Origin of the sequence: Streptomyces sp. GESEQ-4, from assembly GCF_017948455.1 — a bacterium.
In the GTDB taxonomy this organism is placed as follows: domain Bacteria; phylum Actinomycetota; class Actinomycetes; order Streptomycetales; family Streptomycetaceae; genus Streptomyces.
Genome location: NZ_JAFFSU010000004.1, coordinates 175,106 through 191,629 on the forward strand (window position 1 = coordinate 175,106; position 16,524 = coordinate 191,629).

Annotated in this window: 13 protein-coding genes, 1 tRNA gene and 1 pseudogene; 10 read left to right on the forward strand and 5 right to left on the reverse strand. The window is 70.3% G+C overall.

What is annotated here, in order from left to right; translation table 11 throughout:
* Positions 1-229: 229 nt before the first annotated feature.
* From KCH48_RS10945 to KCH48_RS10975, 7 genes are all read left to right on the forward strand, one after another.
* Positions 230-2,806: an AMP-binding protein gene (locus tag KCH48_RS10945; RefSeq protein ID WP_210572533.1), complete on the forward strand. Its 2,577-nt coding sequence runs from the start codon at positions 230-232 to the stop codon at positions 2,804-2,806.
* 88 nt (positions 2,807-2,894) lie between these two features.
* A complete protein-coding gene (locus KCH48_RS10950) occupies positions 2,895-3,536 on the forward strand; it encodes a choice-of-anchor M domain-containing protein (RefSeq protein ID WP_210572536.1) in 642 nt (213 codons plus the stop codon).
* Complete coding sequence (locus tag KCH48_RS10955; protein ID WP_246885159.1) at positions 3,536-5,200, forward strand: choice-of-anchor M domain-containing protein; 1,665 nt, start codon at positions 3,536-3,538, stop codon at positions 5,198-5,200. The genes KCH48_RS10950 and KCH48_RS10955 overlap by 1 nt, the downstream gene beginning before the upstream one ends.
* Before the next feature lie 44 nt (positions 5,201-5,244).
* A complete protein-coding gene (locus KCH48_RS10960; protein WP_210572540.1) occupies positions 5,245-6,777 on the forward strand; it encodes an anchored repeat ABC transporter, substrate-binding protein in 1,533 nt (510 codons plus the stop codon).
* Positions 6,778-6,794: 17 nt separating this feature from the next.
* Complete coding sequence (locus KCH48_RS10965; RefSeq protein ID WP_210572542.1) at positions 6,795-8,279, forward strand: TIGR03773 family transporter-associated surface protein; 1,485 nt, start codon at positions 6,795-6,797, stop codon at positions 8,277-8,279.
* Positions 8,272-9,039, forward strand: a complete 768-nt coding sequence (locus KCH48_RS10970; RefSeq protein ID WP_374104669.1) for an anchored repeat-type ABC transporter ATP-binding subunit — start codon at positions 8,272-8,274, stop codon at positions 9,037-9,039. The genes KCH48_RS10965 and KCH48_RS10970 overlap by 8 nt, the downstream gene beginning before the upstream one ends.
* Entirely contained in the window at positions 9,036-9,908 is an 873-nt protein-coding gene (locus KCH48_RS10975; RefSeq protein ID WP_307840853.1) for an anchored repeat-type ABC transporter permease subunit, read from the forward strand. The genes KCH48_RS10970 and KCH48_RS10975 overlap by 4 nt, the downstream gene beginning before the upstream one ends.
* Positions 9,909-9,930: 22 nt before the next feature.
* Here KCH48_RS10975 and KCH48_RS10980 read toward each other — a convergent pair whose 3' ends face one another.
* The 4 genes from KCH48_RS10980 to KCH48_RS10995 all read right to left on the reverse strand — a co-directional run bounded on the left by KCH48_RS10980 (position 9,931) and on the right by KCH48_RS10995 (position 12,290).
* Positions 9,931-10,269: a transcriptional regulator gene (locus tag KCH48_RS10980; protein ID WP_307840854.1), complete on the reverse strand. Its 339-nt coding sequence runs from the start codon at positions 10,267-10,269 to the stop codon at positions 9,931-9,933.
* Positions 10,266-10,757 carry a hypothetical protein gene (locus KCH48_RS10985; RefSeq protein WP_210572544.1) on the reverse strand — a complete coding sequence of 164 codons (492 nt, stop codon included), beginning with the start codon at positions 10,755-10,757 and terminating at the stop codon, positions 10,266-10,268. Before KCH48_RS10985 ends, KCH48_RS10980 begins: the two co-directional genes overlap by 4 nt.
* Before the next feature lie 135 nt (positions 10,758-10,892).
* Positions 10,893-11,744, reverse strand: a complete 852-nt coding sequence (locus KCH48_RS10990) for a GNAT family N-acetyltransferase (protein WP_210572545.1) — start codon at positions 11,742-11,744, stop codon at positions 10,893-10,895.
* 72 nt (positions 11,745-11,816) lie between these two features.
* Positions 11,817-12,290: a pyridoxamine 5'-phosphate oxidase family protein gene (locus tag KCH48_RS10995; RefSeq protein WP_210572547.1), complete on the reverse strand. Its 474-nt coding sequence runs from the start codon at positions 12,288-12,290 to the stop codon at positions 11,817-11,819.
* Positions 12,291-12,471: 181 nt separating this feature from the next.
* Between KCH48_RS10995 and KCH48_RS11000 the strand changes: the two genes are divergently transcribed.
* Complete coding sequence (locus tag KCH48_RS11000) at positions 12,472-15,195, forward strand: AAA family ATPase (protein ID WP_307840857.1); 2,724 nt, start codon at positions 12,472-12,474, stop codon at positions 15,193-15,195.
* A gap of 68 nt (positions 15,196-15,263) precedes the next feature.
* Positions 15,264-15,630: pseudogene (locus KCH48_RS11005) on the forward strand (6-pyruvoyl tetrahydropterin synthase family protein).
* Positions 15,631-15,755: 125 nt separating this feature from the next.
* Here the strand turns inward: KCH48_RS11005 and KCH48_RS11010 are convergent.
* Positions 15,756-15,827 (reverse strand) — tRNA-Arg (locus KCH48_RS11010).
* A gap of 103 nt (positions 15,828-15,930) precedes the next feature.
* Between KCH48_RS11010 and KCH48_RS11015 the strand changes: the two genes are divergently transcribed.
* On the forward strand, positions 15,931-16,446 hold the full coding sequence (locus KCH48_RS11015; RefSeq protein ID WP_307840858.1) for a response regulator: 516 nt from the start codon (positions 15,931-15,933) through the stop codon (positions 16,444-16,446).
* The last annotated feature ends 78 nt before the right edge of the window (positions 16,447-16,524 follow it).

Here is a 16,524-nt window from a genome sequence, read left to right on the forward strand (position 1 = left end):
ACAACGCGCCGTGGAGACGGGGAGGGAGAGCGAGCGGGGAGCGGGGAGCGGTGCCGCGAAGGAACCTGTGAACGCCCTATGAATAAGGTAAAGCTAACCTCATCGTCAAGAACGGCTGGATAACGACGGTTGTCCAGCCTTCCGGACGCGCCCCTGTGAGCCCGCCACGCGCTCCTTGTGATGTTTCTGTGCCTTTCCTTTGAGGTTAGGCATACCTAATACTTCGCCTGTGCTCACCCCCTCCGACCTGCTCCCAGGCGTGCCCGGCGCCATCTCGCCGCTGTTCGCCAGACGCCTCGCCGCACACGGCGACCGCGTCGCCCTACTGACCCCCGACGGCGAACTGACCTACGGCGAACTGGCCGAAAAAGTCGCACAGTTGGCCGCACTCCTGGGAACCCGGAGGCGGCTGGTGCTGCTCGCCGGCGCCAACACGGCCGACGCCCTCATCGCTTACCTCGCCGCGCTCGCGGCCGGCCACCCGGTCCTGCTGGTCCCCGGCGACAACGACGAAGCCGTGCGGTCCCTGACCGCCGCGTACGACCCGGACGTCGTGATCGGCGCCGACCCCTCAGGGCACTGGCGCCTCGACGAACGGCGGACCGTCTCCGCCCACGCACTCCACCCGGACCTCGCCCTGCTGCTGAGCACCTCGGGCTCCACCGGCTCGCCCAAGCTGGTCCGGCTGTCGTACGAGAACCTCGAGGCCAACGCCGAGTCCATCGCCACGTACCTGGACATCCGCGAAGCGGACCGCGCCGCCACCACGCTGCCCATGCACTACTGCTACGGCCTGTCGGTCATCAACAGCCACCTGCTGCGCGGCGCCGGACTGATCCTCACCGACCGCTCCGTCGCCGACGACGGCTTCTGGGGCCTCTTCCGCGCCGCACACGGCACCACCTTCGCCGCCGTCCCGTACACCTTCGACCTGCTGGACCGGACCGGCTTCGCCGACCTGCGCCTGCCCCACCTGCGCTGCATCACCCAGGCAGGCGGCCGGCTCGCCCCCGAACGGGTCGGCCACTACGCCGAGTTGGGCCGACGCGACGGCTGGGACCTGTATGTGATGTACGGCCAGACCGAGGCCACCGCCCGCATGGCCTACCTGCCCCCACACCTCGCCGCGACCCACCCCGAGACGATCGGCGTCCCCATACCCGGCGGCTCCTTCCACCTGGAGCCCCACCCGGACTGGCCGGGTGCCGACACCGGCGAACTGGTCTACGCGGGCCCGAACGTCATGCTCGGCTACGCCGAACACCCCACCGACCTCGCGCTGGGCCGCACGACCCAGGCCCTCCACACCGGTGACATCGCCCGTCGCACCCCGGACGGGCTGTACGAGATAGTCGGCCGCAGCAGCCGTTTCGCGAAGATACTGGGCCTGCGGATCGCTCCGGAACGCGTCGAGGCGCTGCTGCACCGGCACGGCTTCAGCGCCCTCTGCGCCGGCGCCGACGGCGCGCTGGTGGTCGCCGTAGCGGGCGGGAGCGACACCGACACGAGCCGGGCGCGACGCCTCGTGACCGGTGAGTTCGGGCTCCCACCCCGGGCAGTCGCCGTCCATGTCCTGCCCGAACTGCCCCGACTGCCCACGGGCAAGCCCGACCATGAGGCCGTACGCAGACTCGGCGGCGCACCCACGCCGAGGTCGGACGAACAGCCGTCGGACCTGGTCCAGTTGTACGCCGAGATCCTCGACCGCGCCGACGTCACTGAGAACAGCAGTTTCGTTTCGCTGGGGGGCGACTCACTGTCGTATGTCGAGATGTCGCTCAACTTGGAGCAGACGCTAGGCCATCTGCCACCCGACTGGCACACCAGACCCATACGCGACCTCCGCACGCCGGAGCCCGCCGAGTCCGCACCGGGGAAGGGCTCACGCAGACGACGCACCCTGGAGACCGGCATCGCGCTGCGCGCCGCGGCGATCGTCATGATCGTCGGCTCGCACATCCACGTCTTCTACGTCAAAGGCGGCGCCCACCTGCTGCTGGCGGTCGCGGGCTACAACCTCGCCCGCTTCCACCTCACCCCCTCCGCGGAGCGCCGCGAACGTGTCCGGCACGGGCTGCGTAGCATCGCCCGCATCGTCCTGCCCAGCCTGGCCTGGATCGCCCTCGTCCTGCCGCTCACCGACGACTACGGCCTCACCAACCTCGTCCTGCTGCACAGCGTCCTCGGCCCGCACGACAGCGACACGGCCATGCACTTCTGGTTCGTCGAGGCGCTCACCTACATCCTGGTGGCCGCCATCGCCCTGCTGAGCCTGCGTGTCGTGGACCGCGCCGAACGGCGCTTCCCCTTCGCCCTCCCCATGACGATCGCGGCGCTGGGGCTCGTCACCCGCTACGACCTCCTCGGCCTGCGCGACCGGTTCCACATCCCCTCGGCGGCCGTGGTCTTCTGGCTGTTCGCGCTGGGCTGGGCCGCGGCGAAGGCGCACACCTCCCGGCAGCGCATCCTGGTGACCGCGGCGGCGGTGGCCACGATTCCCGGCTTCTTCCCCGGCGAGCCGTTCCGGGACGCCGTCATCACGGCCGGCTTTGTGCTCCTGGTGTGGGTCCGCACCCTGCCGAGCCTCGGGCGGGTCAACACCGTGGCGGGCGTGCTGGCGAGCAGCTCGCTGTACATCTACCTGACCCACTGGCAGATCTTCCCCCTGATCGACGACTTCTCCGGATGGCTGGCCCTGCTCGCCTCACTCCTGTTCGGCATCGGCTACGCCGCGGTGGCGGGCCGGACGATGCGGCGACTGTCGGGCCTGCGAGCGCGGCGCCGAGGTCAAGCGGCGGCGGGCTAGACCACAATTTCATTGCCCCTCTTTATGAAAACGATTATCGTCTTATTCGTGCCCGTGCGGGCATGAACATGACCCAGGGGGGTTTCTTTTGCGTACCCGCAGACGTCTGCTGACCGTCACCGGTATCGCCGCCGCCGCGCTCGCCACGGCCGGCCTCAACTCATCCGCCTTCGCCGCCACCACGCTGAGCAGCGGCCACGTCGACGTCCTCGACGCCGAGTGGGACGGCTCCGACCTGCACCTGCACGTCCACGACGAGGAGACCGAAACCGAGTACGAGCCGGCGGACGTCACGCTGGCCGTACCGGCGGCGGCGAAGGTCGCCAACCCGGGCCACGGCTGGCTGGGTTCGGGCAGCCAGATCTGGCTGCTGCCGGACACCGAAGCCGCCGCCGACGCGGCCGGGGTCCTCTTCCCGGGCATCTCCGCCGAGCACCTGACCACGGGCGTGTTCGCCAACAACACCATCAGCTACCGCCTCCTCAGCGCCACCCGCAACGGCGCCACGACCGAGGACTTCAGCGTCTATTCCGGCAGCACCCGCTGGTACGACAGCAACACCGCCACCACCTCCTTCAAGTCCAGGAACTTCCCCGTCGGCTCCCACAACCACGCCAACTGGGCCTTCGAGGAAGCCGGTACCTACCAGCTCACCTTCAGGGTCCAGGGCACGGTGAACGGCGGGACCGAGTCGGCCACCGCGACGTACACCGTCGTCGTCAGCTCGTGATGCGGGCCCTGACGCGCGACAGACGTGCCTTCACCGGTGCGGCGCTCATCGTGGCCACCGGGGTGCTCCTGAGCGCGGCAGGGCTGGTCGCCGGCGGCAGCGGGGCAGCCCGCGCCGCCGGCGACGCCGTCGTGCTCGACGAGGGCGAACTCGACCTCACGCCCCGACTGGCCGACGGGAAGCTGGAGTTGCAGATCGACGACCGCAGCGGCGACTCGGCGGTCGTACGGGAGCCGTCCGAGGTCGTGCTGCATGCCGGACCGGCGACCAAGGAAGACCTCATCGGTCCGGCCTATCCGATCCTGGGCGACACGCTGGTCTCCGCCTACTTCCTCAACGGCTGGGAGAACGCGGGGCAGATCTTCGCACCCGAACCGGGCTGGAACGGCACCGAGGCGGGCGCGGACACGGAGGTCCGCCTCGCCGGTTTCGAGGGGCCGGGGCGTTTCGCGATGTACACCTACACGCGCGAGATGGACAACAACGACGAGAGCCCGGTGCAGCACCTCAACAGTGGTGACAGCGCCCACAGCGCGTTCACCCTGGCCAAGGACGAGCAACGGGCCGTACCCACCTGGGGCTTCACCGAGGAAGGCGTCTACCGCCTGACCCTCACGGTCACCGGCGGCGGTTCCACCGACACCGAGACGCTGGCCGTGGTCGTCGGCGACGACGTCGACCCGGACGACGTACTGCCCGGCGACGGCTCCACCCCGACGCCCTCGACGCCGCCCACGTCCACGACCCCCTCGTCCTCGACGCCCACCGCACCGGGCGCCCACGTCATCGACAACGGCCACATCGATCTGGCCGCCCGCCCGGTGGACGGCTCGCTGCAGTTCCAGATCAAGGAGGGCTCGGCCAACGACCACGAGTGGCACGAGCCCGACGAAGTCGTCCTGCATGTGAAACCGGGCGCCCGCCGGAAGATCACCGAGGGGTACGAGTTCCTGGGCCCGGTCGGCGACCCGGTCTGGTGGCTGCCCATCCAGCAACTCGACGGTCTCGTCTGGCCCGGCTGGAGCACCGATCAGTTCAAGAGCTCCGAGATCGACGGCCGCGTCGCCTTCCGGCTCGACGCCGTCCAGGGCCCGGGTGCGCTGAGCATCTTCACGGAAGGCTCGGTCGGCTCGGTGACCATGCACGCGCACAGCGGGGACGGGCTGCCGGACACCTTCGACCTGTCCGTGCCGACCCACCGCCACACCGTGTGGACCTTCGCGCAGGAAGGCGTCTACCGCACGACGTTCGCCGTCAGCGCCACACTCGCCGACGGCACGAAGGTCAGTGACACGGAGACCATCGCCTGGGTCGTCGGGGACGACGTGGACCCGTCGACCGTCACGCCGGGCACGGGCGACGAGCCGACGGCGACGCCCACGACCACGCCCACCCCGTCGCAGTCGGCCTCCACGTCACCGACCGCGACCGCCTCCCCGTCGGCGTCCGCCTCCGCGTCCGCATCCGGCTCGGTGAGCGCCTCGCCCTCGGCGACGGACCCGGGATCCGGCTCCTCCGGAACCGGCGGCAGCGGCACCTCGACGACCGGCGGGCTCGCCTCCACCGGAGCGCAGGTCGCCGTGATCGGAGGCATCGCGGTTCTCGCCCTGCTGGTGGGCGGCGGCGCGGTGCTCCTCGTACGACGGCGCCGCACCGCCCAGTGAAAGCCCCGCGTGTTCGAGACATGTTCGATAGAAGGAGGAGCCCCATGCGGGGCCACCCCAGACGCACCACCGTCGCAGCCGCGCTGGTCGCGGCGAGCGCCCTGCTCTCCGGGTGCAGCGGGCTGCAAACCGGGTCGTCCGACGCGGAGTTGACCGTGTCGACGACCACCGCGATCATCGCCGACCTCGTGACACAGGTCGGCGGCGACCGCGTCGACGTCACCTCGATCGTGCCGCACCACGGCGACCCGCACTCCTACGAGCCGAGCCCCGGCGACGCGGCCAAGGTAGCCAAGGCCGACGTCGTGTTCAGCAACGGTCTGCTGCTCGAAGAGCCCGGGATCATGAAGATGGTCCACACCAACGCCCGGAAGTCCGCCCCGAAGATCGAGATCGCCGAGAAGCTGGAGCAGCACGGCGGCACGGTCATGAAGCTGGAGGAGGACCTCGGGCTCGACGTGCTCTGGCTCGGCTGGGCCGTCGAGGGCGAGGTCGAGGGAGACGGTTCCCAGGTCCGTACGACCGCCACGAAGCTGGAGGGCCCCGGCGAGCTGCGCGTCTATCTCACCGACACGCTCGGCAAGCCCAAGGTGTACGTCGATTCCGCCGACGGCCTCGACGACGCCGACTCCTTCGCCCTGCCGCCCGAGGCGCACACGCACGTCAACTGGGCGTTCAGAGAGCCCGGCACGTACCGGCTGACCGTCCAGGGGCGGACCGAGACGCTCGCCGGGAAGAGCGCGGAGATCGGCAGCGGCACCTTCACGTTCACCGTCGGCGACGACGCCGAGGCGCCCGAGGGCGCGAAGGTGCTCGACGGCGGGCACGCCGACGTCGCGCTCAACGCTGAGACCGGGAAGGTGTACGTCCGCGCCGACGACGAGACCAGCGGGGAGCCGGCGCGGCTCGCGCCCGAGGACGTGGTGCTCAACGTGCCCGACCGGGCCAGGGAAACCGTGCCGGAGGAGCAGGCGTACTCCTTCCTCGGCGCGGCGGGCGACGAGCTGTGGGTGCTCCCGCAGGCCGTGATCGGCAAGCACGTGCACGGCGACCTGGACCCGCACGCCTGGGAGGACGTCGCCAACGCGGCGGCGTACGTCCGGCGGATCGAGGCCGAGCTGATCAAGGCCGACCCGGACGGGAAGGCGACGTACGAGAAGAACGCCGCCGCGTATCTGGAGACCCTCGCCGCCCTCGACGAGGAGGTCGCGAAGAAGCTCGCGACCGTGCCGGAGAAGAACCGCAAGCTGATCACCACGCACGACGCCTTCGGCTACCTCGCCAAGGCCTACGGCATGGAGATCGCGGGCTTCGTCGTGCCCCTGCCCAACCAGGAGCCGAGCGCGGCCGAGGTGGAGGAACTCGGCACCACCATCCGGGAGAAGCAGGTCCCGTCGGTGTTCCTCGAACCGAACCTCGCGGCGCGCGCCGACGTGCTGCGCCGGGTCGCCGAGGACGAGGGCGTCGGCATCTGCACGATCTACGGCGACTCGTTCGACGACAAGGTCCATGACTACGTATCGATGATGCGGCACAACGCGACCGAGCTCGCCAAGTGCCTGGGGGAGGACGCCTGATGAGGAGCGCGCGGAGAGTGCGGACAGTACAGAGGGTCGCCGTGGCGGTGGTCCTCGCGGTCACGCTGGCAGGGGGCGGGGTCGCCGTCGCGGATGACGGTACGGCAGCCGGGACCGGACTCGGCCGGATCGCCTACGGGGGCGGGGCGCTGACGCTGGACCCGGCGGACCGGGCCCATGTGATCGAGGTCGGCGGTGCGGGGGTGGCTGACGCGTCGGCGCCCGGGTGGGACACGACCGGTGTGCCCGAGGGTGCGGTCGTCGGGGACGCGGTGCGGTGGTCGCTGAGCGGGCTCGACGGGCCGGGTGACCTGAAGGTGTACTCGGGCGATGAGGGGGTGCCGCTGTTCGACAGTGCTGACGAGCTGCCCGACGAGCGTGAGCTGCCGGTGGGCCAACAGGGGGACACTCGCTGGGAGTTCAGCGAGGACGGTACGTACCAGGTCATCTTCACGGCGGAGGCTACGGCGGCCGACGGGCGGGAGCTGTCAGTCGGGACCGTGTACACGGTGGTGGTCGGGGACGCGGAGGGCGGGGGTACGGCACCGGAGGTGCCGGTCGTCGAGGAGCCTCCCGCCGAGGAGGGGCGGACTCCGACGGCTGCCGCGAAGGCCGTGACGCAGGCGGCCGAGACCGAGCGGCGCAGCCGCCTGGCCGCCACCGCAGCTTCCGCCGACGTCGCGTCCGACACGAAGGTTCTCGACGAGGGCCATGTCGACTTCGCCGCCCGTGTCGTCGCCGGCAAACTACAGATCCACGTCAAGGACGGCACGGTCTCGGGGAAGACCACCTGGCGCGAGCCCTCCTCCGTGGTCCTGCACGTCAAGCCCGCCGCCAAGAACACCCTGCCGGACAACGAGGAGTTCGCGTTCCTCGGCAAGGGCGGCGACCCGGTGTGGCTGCTCGACCAGGTGCAGCAGGACGGGCTGCTGTGGCCCGGCTGGTCCACGGACAACATCGAGGCGGGGGCGACCAAGGGGGGCGTGAAGTTCTCGCTCACCGCGGTCGAGGGCCCGGGGACCTACGCGCTCTACACCTACGACGCGATGTCGGGCGCCGATGTCCTGTTCAACAGCAAGGACGGGGTGCCGGACTCCTTCGACGTGGCCGCCAACACGCACGCGCACGGCGGCTGGGCGTTCACCAAGGAGGGGACGTACCGGCTGACCTTCAAGATGAGCGGCACGCTGGCGAACGGTACGAAGGTGTCGGACACGGAGACGGTGACGTTCGTGGTCGGCGACAGCGACCCGTCGGCGGTCAAGCCGGGCGACGGCTCGGGGACTTCTGGTAGCTCCGGGACATCCGGCTCCTCGGATTCGACGGGCACAGCGGCGTCAGGCACGGATTCCGACTCCACCGGCGGCTCCTCGGCGGACGGCTCGATGGCCTCCACCGGCGCGGGCCAGGCGATGCTGCTCGGAACCGCGGCCGCAGCGCTCACCGCCCTGGGTGCCGCGTCCGTGCTGGCCGTCCGACGCAGGAGGACCGCACGTGGCTGACAGACCGGCCGACGGCGTGCCCGACAGCCCGGGTCCGCTGCTGCGGGTAGCGGGCGCCACCGTCGTACTCGGCGGGAGGGTCGCCCTGGAGCGGGCCGATCTGTCCGTCGACGCGGGCGAGTTGGTCGGTCTCATCGGCCCGAACGGCGCGGGCAAGACGACGCTGCTGCGGGCCGTGCTCGGGCTGGTGCCGCTGGCCGGGGGAGAGGTGACGGTGGAGGGCAGGACCGGCCGCCGGGCCGGGCAGCGCATCGGATACGTACCCCAACGGCACGAGTTCGCCTGGGACTTCCCCATCGACGTCGCCGGCGCGGTCCTCACCGGCCGCACCCGGCAGACGGGCTGGCTGCGCCGTCCGGGCGCGGCGGGCCGGGCGGCCGTGGCCGAGGCACTGGAGTTGACCGGACTCACCGAGCTGCGCCGGCGCCCGATCGGCGAACTCTCCGGAGGCCAGCGCCAGCGGGTCCTGGTGGCCCGCGCCCTGGCCGCCGGCCCGCGCATCCTCCTCCTCGACGAGCCGTTCACCGGCGTCGACGTCCCCACCCAGGATCTGCTGAACGAGTTGTTCGGCCGCCTGGCCACGGAAGGCAGAGCCCTGCTGATGACCACCCACGACCTGGCAGCCGCCGCCCGCACCTGCCACCGGGTGGCGTTGATCAACGGCACGATCGTGGCCGACGGCGGCCCCGAACTCCTCGCCGACCCCGGCCAGATGCTGCGGGCGTTCGGCCTGGACCGCGCGATCGGAGCCGTAGCGTGATCGAGTTCCTCACGGATCCCTGGCAACTGCCCTTCATGCAGCGGGCGTTCGCCGTCGCCGCGATCATCGGCCTCGTATGCGGTGTCGTCGGCGTGTACGTCGTGCTGCGCGGCATGGCGTTCATCGGCGACGCGGTCGCCCACTCCGCGTTCCCGGGCGTCGCGCTCGCCTACGCCTTCGAGGGCAACCTCCTCCTGGGCGGCGCCGCGGCCGGCATCACCACGGCCGTCCTCATCGCCTTCGTCTCCCAGAACCGACGGCTGAAAGAGGACACCGTCATCGGCGTCTTCTTCGCCTTCGCCTTCGGACTGGGCATCGTCCTGGTGTCCACACGCGACAGCTGGACGACCGACCTGTCCTCCTTCCTCTTCGGACAGGTCCTCGCGGTCAGCGACTCGGACGTGTGGACCGTGGCAGCCATCGGCGCCGTACTCGTGCTCGTCGTCCTGGCGATCGGCAAGGAACTGGTCGCCGTCAGCCTGGACCGCGAGACGGCACGCGCGGCGGGCCTGCCGGTGTTCCGCCTCGACCTGGCGCTCTACGTCGTCGTCACCACGACGATCGTGATGTCCCTGGAAGCGGTCGGCAACATCCTCGTCCTCGCCCTCCTCATCACCCCCGCCGCCACCGCCCGTATGCTCACCGACCGGCTCTGGGCCATGACCCTGCTGGCCTCGCTCATCGGCGGCACCGGAAGCGTCGCGGGCCTGTACGTCTCGTACGCCTACGACCTCGCCGCCGGCGGCTCCGTGGTCGTGGTCCTCACCGGCATCTTCATCCTCACCTGGTGCCTGGCCCCGCGCCACGGGCTGCTGGCGAGGCTTGTCCGCCGCCCGGACCGCGTAGCCCTCGCGCCCGCAGGACGGTGAGGCTCACCGGCTCCGGTCCTGGTCAGAGAGCCGGATCTGCCGGCCCCACGATCGCCCTCAGCGCCGCAAGGTGCCCCCGGTAGGCATCCCGGCCCCGCCGGGTCAGCCGGAGCCACACGCGCTGCCGGGTGTCGCGGACGGCCTTGCGCTGCTCGACGTAGCCCGCGTCCATCAGCACGGTGACGTGCTTGCTCAACGCGGAGGCGGAGAGGTCGAGTTGCTTTTGGACCAGGCCGAACTCCGCCTCGCCCGCGGTGTCCAGCAGAGCGCAGATGCGCAGCCGGTTCGGGGCGTGGATGGTGGTGTCGAAACCCTCCAGGACGTCGTGGTTCTCGGCAACGTCGTGGTTTTCGGCGCTCACGCTGTCTTCCGGTGCAGACGGACGAAAGCGAGGTGGAAGCCGACGGACACCGCGGCACCGATCAGCGAGGCCGCGATCAGCCACACCGGCCGTCCCGTGACGCGGAACACGAACGCCGCCCCCACCAGCAGCACGGGCAGGCCGACGATGAGCGGCACGGTCGCCCGCTTCGGCAGCACGTCGAACCGCAGCGCCACCCCGGTCTTGGTGCGCCATGCCTTCCCCGCGACGGCGAAGAGCGCCAGGTACACCGCGGTGCTCGGCAGCATGATGGCCAACCACGCGGAGCGCGGCAGCAGCCAGTCCGGGTCGGCCATGAGGCCTCCGAACGTGATCGGGATCGCGGCGGTGTAGAGCGTGAGCGTGACGAAGAACCAGTTCGGCCAGGGTGTGGCCGACAGCGCCGCGGCAGAGGCCCGGACGTGCTCGGTGTCCGCCAGGGCGGAACGGGCCTGCTCCGGCGTCAGTCGTGCTCCGCTAGTTTCCATGACGGAAAGAGTAGCGGCTGGTTTCCAGTGCGGAAAGGGGAGAGTTTCCGGTACGGCAAGTGACTGGCTCGCTTGCTCGCGCTCGCTTCCGCGCCGCCAACTCCTCGTGTCACAGCGACGCCGGCCGGCATCTCACTACTCGGCGGGCGCGGCGATCAGTGCGGTGGCCACGCGGCGGAAGCCGAGCCGGGCGTAGATCCGGGCGACGTCGTCGTCGCCCGCGGACAAGAAGACGGTCTCGACGCCTCGTGAGCGTGCGTCGGCTATCAGCGCCGCGGTGACCGCGAGCGCAAGACCCCGGCGGCGCGCGGTCGGCAGGGTTCCCACCCCGACGATCTCACTGACCGCCCCCACCGGCTGGTGCTGACCGGCGCACAACGCCATTCCGTCGTCCACAGCGGCGGCAACGCACGTCAGGCCGGCCAGAATGCGCGCCGCCGCACGTTCCACCGTCCCGTCATCGGCGCGGCTCCGCACCGCCTCCCTCAACTCCGCGACGCCCGCCGCACCGACGCCGGTTCCGGGATCGCCGAAGGCCAGGTGAGGGACGGCCAGCGCGCTCGGCAGCACGGGATCGCCCGGTCCCACCGTCCGCACCACCATGCTGCCGGCCACATCTGGCACAACGGGGGTCGGCACATCGGAGCCGAGCACCATCAAGGGATGCTCATGCACCACAAGCCCTGTCCCCTCAGCCGCGTCCCGCAGCCCAGGCGTGGTCTCGGCAACCCACTCGAAGCTCTCCGGAACACCCAACTCCCGCTGCCGAGAACGCACCCGCCTCACATCCGCCGCACTCACCGGCCCGGACCACCCCAGCGCCGGACGTGCGTAGAAGGGCCAGCCCTGCCCCTCCCGGACGAACAACCTCAGCGGCCCCAAGTCCTCGACCCGAGCGCCGGAGCGAGGCACCGCGTCGTAATACCGCTCAAGCCGGCCCAGCAGTTCACGACCACCATCAAGATCCACAGACGTCACGCCAGGCATCCAAGCAGCAGGCAGCGAACCACTGCCACCGCATTACCGTCCGGCTACGGCCGTCCTGACATTCGAACCGAACTACGCCTGAGCTACCGCCAGCCACACCCCGTCACGCATGACGACCCTGCCCCGCAGCTCCGGTTCTCCCCGCCAGGCGCGCACCGTCCGCGGCACCACGCGCAGATACACAAAGTGCGCCTCTTCCGTACGCGGATCCCAACCGAACTTGCCCGCGAACGCATCCGCGGCATCCTTCGGCACCTCCCGCGCGGGATAGCACTCCGCCTCCCCTTGCAGCAGCACCACATCGAAACTATCCGGCAGCGCCAGCCGCACACGCGGCTCCTCACGCACGTTGCGCACGGTCACGGAGCCCGCCCCGGTACACATCCACACCGCCTGCCCGTCCCACAGAAACCACAGCGGCACCTGGTGCGGACCGTGATCAGGATGGGCCGTCGACACCCACATGTCACGCTCCGCGCCAAGCCGTTCCAGCACGTCGCGCGTGCGCTCTGCCGCATCGCGACGAATGATCTCCGCAGATTCCATGAGCGCCGACCTTAAGCAGCACGGCCCCGGTGCACATGGGGCGAAGGTCCTAGGCCCGACGGCGGGGAGTACGGTTTCGGCCACTTGTGGATCACTCATCTGGCACACCGACAAAGGGCCGTAGGGTGCAGGCAGTTGGTGCCGAGGCGCAGGTGGCGGGTGAGATGAACGGGGGCGCGGGGTGACGGTGTTCGTCGACCGGGAGGAGAGCCTGGCCAGGCTCGAGAGCGCGGCGACCGCCCTGGCGGAAGGACGCTCGAGTGTGCTGTTCGTCGAGGGCGACTCGGGGATGGGTAAATCGTCTCTGTTGGGTGAGTTCGCCCGCCGCCTGGGCACCTCTCCGGATTCCCAGGAGCAGCCCTGCCGGGTGGTATTCGTGCGGGCCGCGCCCGGCATCGGTTCGCGGCGGCCGTACGGACCCGTCCTGGACGCTCTGCACGCACTGGACCGTCCCGCACAGGGCCGCAGGCGGCTGGCCGGCTTCCGGCGGACGGCGGCCCGTGGTGCGCTGGCGGCCGCCCCCGACCTGCTGTCCGCCGCGGTTCCGGGGCTCGGCGCGGTGGTCGCGGCAGGGCGGGTGTTCGCCGAGGCCACCGTAGCCACCGGGTCCATCCCGGGCGACAGTCTCCTGCCCGTGCAGAGCACCGTGACCCGGCAGCTGATCGACGTGCTGTTGCAACAGGCGCGCGCGGATCGGCCCTTGCTCCTGATGGTGGACGACATCCAGCTGTGCGATGTGTCGACCCTGGAGTTCCTGCACCTGTTGCTGCCCAGAATCGAGGGTGAACCGCTCGGTCTTGTCCTCGGTCTCGGCCTGTATGCCGCAGCCGAGGGGAACGGGAGGGCGGTGGACCAGCTACTGGACGCCTGGCAGAGGGATCACGCGGAACTCGTGTCCCGCCACACGCTGCCGCCGCTGCCTACCTGGGCTGTCAGGGAACTGGTCGACGCCAGGCTTCGGAGCCACCCTGCTCCCGCGGACTTCGCCGTCCGGTTGACCGGGGCGACGGGCGGCCATCCGATCTTCGTCGAGCAGTGCCTGAGGCTGTGGCGACCCGAAGACGGTGTCCGGGTGCCGCTGCCGGGGAGCCTTCCCGCGGCCGTGCTGGACCGTTTCCGGCAGCTGGACCCGGCTGCCTGCGAACTCCTGGTCACCGGCGCCACCATGGGCGAGTTCTTCTTCGCACACACACTCGCCGAGGTGTCCGGCTCGCCACGGATCCAGGTCCAGGACCTGCTGCACCGTATCGAGCGCGAGCACGGCCTGATTCGCTGTCGGCCCCGGGACGAGGTCCCCGACTGGGCAGCCGGTCTGGGGACCGACTGGTACGACTTCGAGCACCGGGTCCTGCAAAGGGGTATCCGCGGCGAACAGTCGGAAGGCGCCCGCCGGCAACGGCATGCGGACATCGCCGAAGCACTCCCACGCCTGCCAGGAGTCGACGGGGGCGCCGCTCCGCTCGAGTTGCGCGTGCTGATCGCCGATCACTTCCTGCAGGCCGGGCCCGCGTATGCCGCGCAGGCAGCCGCCGCCCACTACGGCCTGGCCCGTTCCGTGGCGGTCGAGGATCTCTCCTTCGCCCAGGCCGAACAGCACTGCCGGACGGCGATCGAGTCCGCCCGGCTGATGCCCGCCGGCCGTCCGGAGCGCGATCGCCGTCTGGTGGAGGCGATCGAGCTGTTGCTCAGCATCACTGAGGTGCGCTGGAAGGGAGGCGAGGGCGAGCGGGAGAGCATGGGAATCGACGCCTTGGCCGCCGAGGCGGAGCAGGCGGCACACCGCCTCGGGGACCAACTGCTCATCGCCCGCACCACCCTGCTGCGTGGCAAGACACTGCTGGCCGTCCACGGTGTCCGACCCTCCCTCGCCAAGCTCGAAGAGGCAGTCGAACGCGCCCGGGAGTGTGGCGAGGCAGGCCGTCAGGCGCTCTTCGTGGCGATGGTCGAATACGGACGCCAGCTGCCCAAACGCGATCTGCACGCAGGTCTGCGGGTGCTCCTGGACGCCGAGCGGCTGTACGCCTCGGACCCGCGCCTCGGCGAGGCGGAGAACCCCGTACTGCAGCACGCCCGCAATCTCAACGAGATGCAGATCGGGGTCAACCTCTTCGACGCGGGTCGGCTCGGCGAAGCCCGGCAGCGGCTGCTGCGCTGCACCGAGCGGCTGAGAGGTGAGACCCTCCGCGCCGAGCTGCCCATAGCGCTGAACTATCTCGCCCAGCTCCACCTGTCCACCGGCTCATGGGAGGAAGCGGGCACGGTGCTGCGTGAGGCTCTGGATTTCGAGGAGGAGCGCGGTGGTGACAGTGGCTGGCACGCATACAACAACGCCCTCCTCGCCACGCTGCTCACCCATGATCCCGCTCGCCACGGCGAAGCGATCGAGCGCGCGCGGAACGCCTGGGTGGAGACCCAGCGCACCTGGCTGGTCAACCTGGTACCGATCGTGCGCAACCTGTACGTCGAGGTCCTCCTCGCCACCGGCCACGACAGGAGCCTGGCTCGGCGGCTGTGTGAGGACACGCTCGTCGACACCCGCGACAGTGGCATGGTGCGCAGCGAGATCGCCGGATATGTGCTGCGCAGCCGGATCCATCTGCAGGACGGCGAGACGGAGCCGGCCGCCCGCGACGGCCGCCACGCGCTCGCCCTGCTCGCCGAGCACGGGGACATGCCGGCCCTGCGTACGGAAGAGGTTCTGTATCACGCGGCCCGGGCTCTGCGGGCCGAGGCCAGCGGGAGCGAGGTCCGCGACCTGCTGGGCAGAGCCCGTGCCGAGGTGCTGCGCAAGGCGGACAGCATTGACGACCCGGTCCTGCGGGCGCGGTACCTGACCGACGTGCCTCTGAACCGGGCCCTGCTTCACGACAGCGGCCTTGACGAGGGAGAGGCCGGGGCAGGCTGACCGACTACAGTGCGAGACCGGCAGGGGTCCCAAAATCCCAACGGGGGAGCGGAGGAGATGGGATCGGCATGTTCACCATAAGCAAGGAGTTCCACTTCTCCGCCAGCCATGTCCTGGACACGCTCCCCTCCTGGCACCCCTGCGCCCGCCTCCACGGCCACAACTACGTGGTCGTGCTCGAACTCTCGGCGGCCGACCACGCCCTCGCCCCGCCCGGCTTCGTCCGCGACTACCGGGACCTGGACACCTTCAAGAAATGGGTCGACGCGACGCTCGACCACCGGCACCTCAATGAAGCGATGGGGGGGGGGTATCCCCCCGACAGCCGAGAACCTCGCCAAGTGGATCTACGACACCTGGCACGATGACCTGCCTGAACTCAGCGCCGTGAAGGTCTCGGAGACACCCAAGACCTGGGCCGTCTACCGGCCGTAGAGGTCGACACGCGTCCGCCGACAGGGAGCCCTGTTCACGCTGGGAGCTGCATACGCCTGCACACGCGAAGACCCCGCACTCAGCTGACGCGCTGATGGCGGGGTCTTTGGGCACCTGATCCAAGGTGCCCCCGGCAGGATTCGAACCTGCGCACACGGCTCCGGAGGCCGTTGCTCTATCCCCTGAGCTACGGGGGCGTGTCGGGCGCGTTGCGCGGTGACGGGTAGAACCCTACCAGCTCCTTCGGGGTGTTCATGAACGGTTTTCGTGGGGGGAGAGCGTCGCCCGCAGGGGGTGGAAGTGGGGAAAACCCGGACGCGGTGGCCGGTCCCGACCTACTCTCGAGTTGTGCCAGGCGCGTCGGGCCGGGTGCTTGTTGTCGACGACAACAAGGTCATCCGGCAGCTGATCAGGGTCAATCTCGAGCTGGAGGGCCTCGAGGTCGTGACCGCGGCCGACGGTGCCGAATGTCTGGATGTCATTCATCAGGTGCGGCCCGATGTGGTCACCCTGGATGTCGTCATGCCGCGACTCGACGGGCTGCGGACCGCCGCACGGCTGCGGGCCGATCCGCGGACCCGTGATCTGCCATTGGCCATCGTCAGCGCCTGTACACAGTACGAGGTCGACGGCGGCCTCGACATCGGCGTCGACGCGTTCCTCGCCAAACCCTTCGAACCCGCCGAACTCGTAGCGCTCGTACGTCAGTTGATCGAACGGAAGCGGAGCGGGCGAGCGCAGGGGGAGGACGGGCCCCTGTTCGGGAACGTCCTCGGTATGGGGGAGACCGAGCGGGCCGGCCGAGCCGGCGGCTGATCGAGGTCGTCCGTCTCACCCCCGTCCACATCCCGGACCCTCCCCGAAACCGCCTCGCCTACCCACCCCCCTCCTCCC

Coding starts and splice junctions, on each gene's coding strand:
- KCH48_RS10960 (WP_210572540.1), top strand. CDS start 5,245: ATGCGGGGCCACCCCAGACGCACCACCGTCGCAGCCGCGCTGGTCGCG.
- KCH48_RS10985 (WP_210572544.1), bottom strand. CDS start 10,757: ATGGAAACTAGCGGAGCACGACTGACGCCGGAGCAGGCCCGTTCCGCC.
- KCH48_RS10990 (WP_210572545.1), bottom strand. CDS start 11,744: ATGCCTGGCGTGACGTCTGTGGATCTTGATGGTGGTCGTGAACTGCTG.
- KCH48_RS10995 (WP_210572547.1), bottom strand. CDS start 12,290: ATGGAATCTGCGGAGATCATTCGTCGCGATGCGGCAGAGCGCACGCGC.
- KCH48_RS10955 (WP_246885159.1), top strand. CDS start 3,536: ATGCGGGCCCTGACGCGCGACAGACGTGCCTTCACCGGTGCGGCGCTC.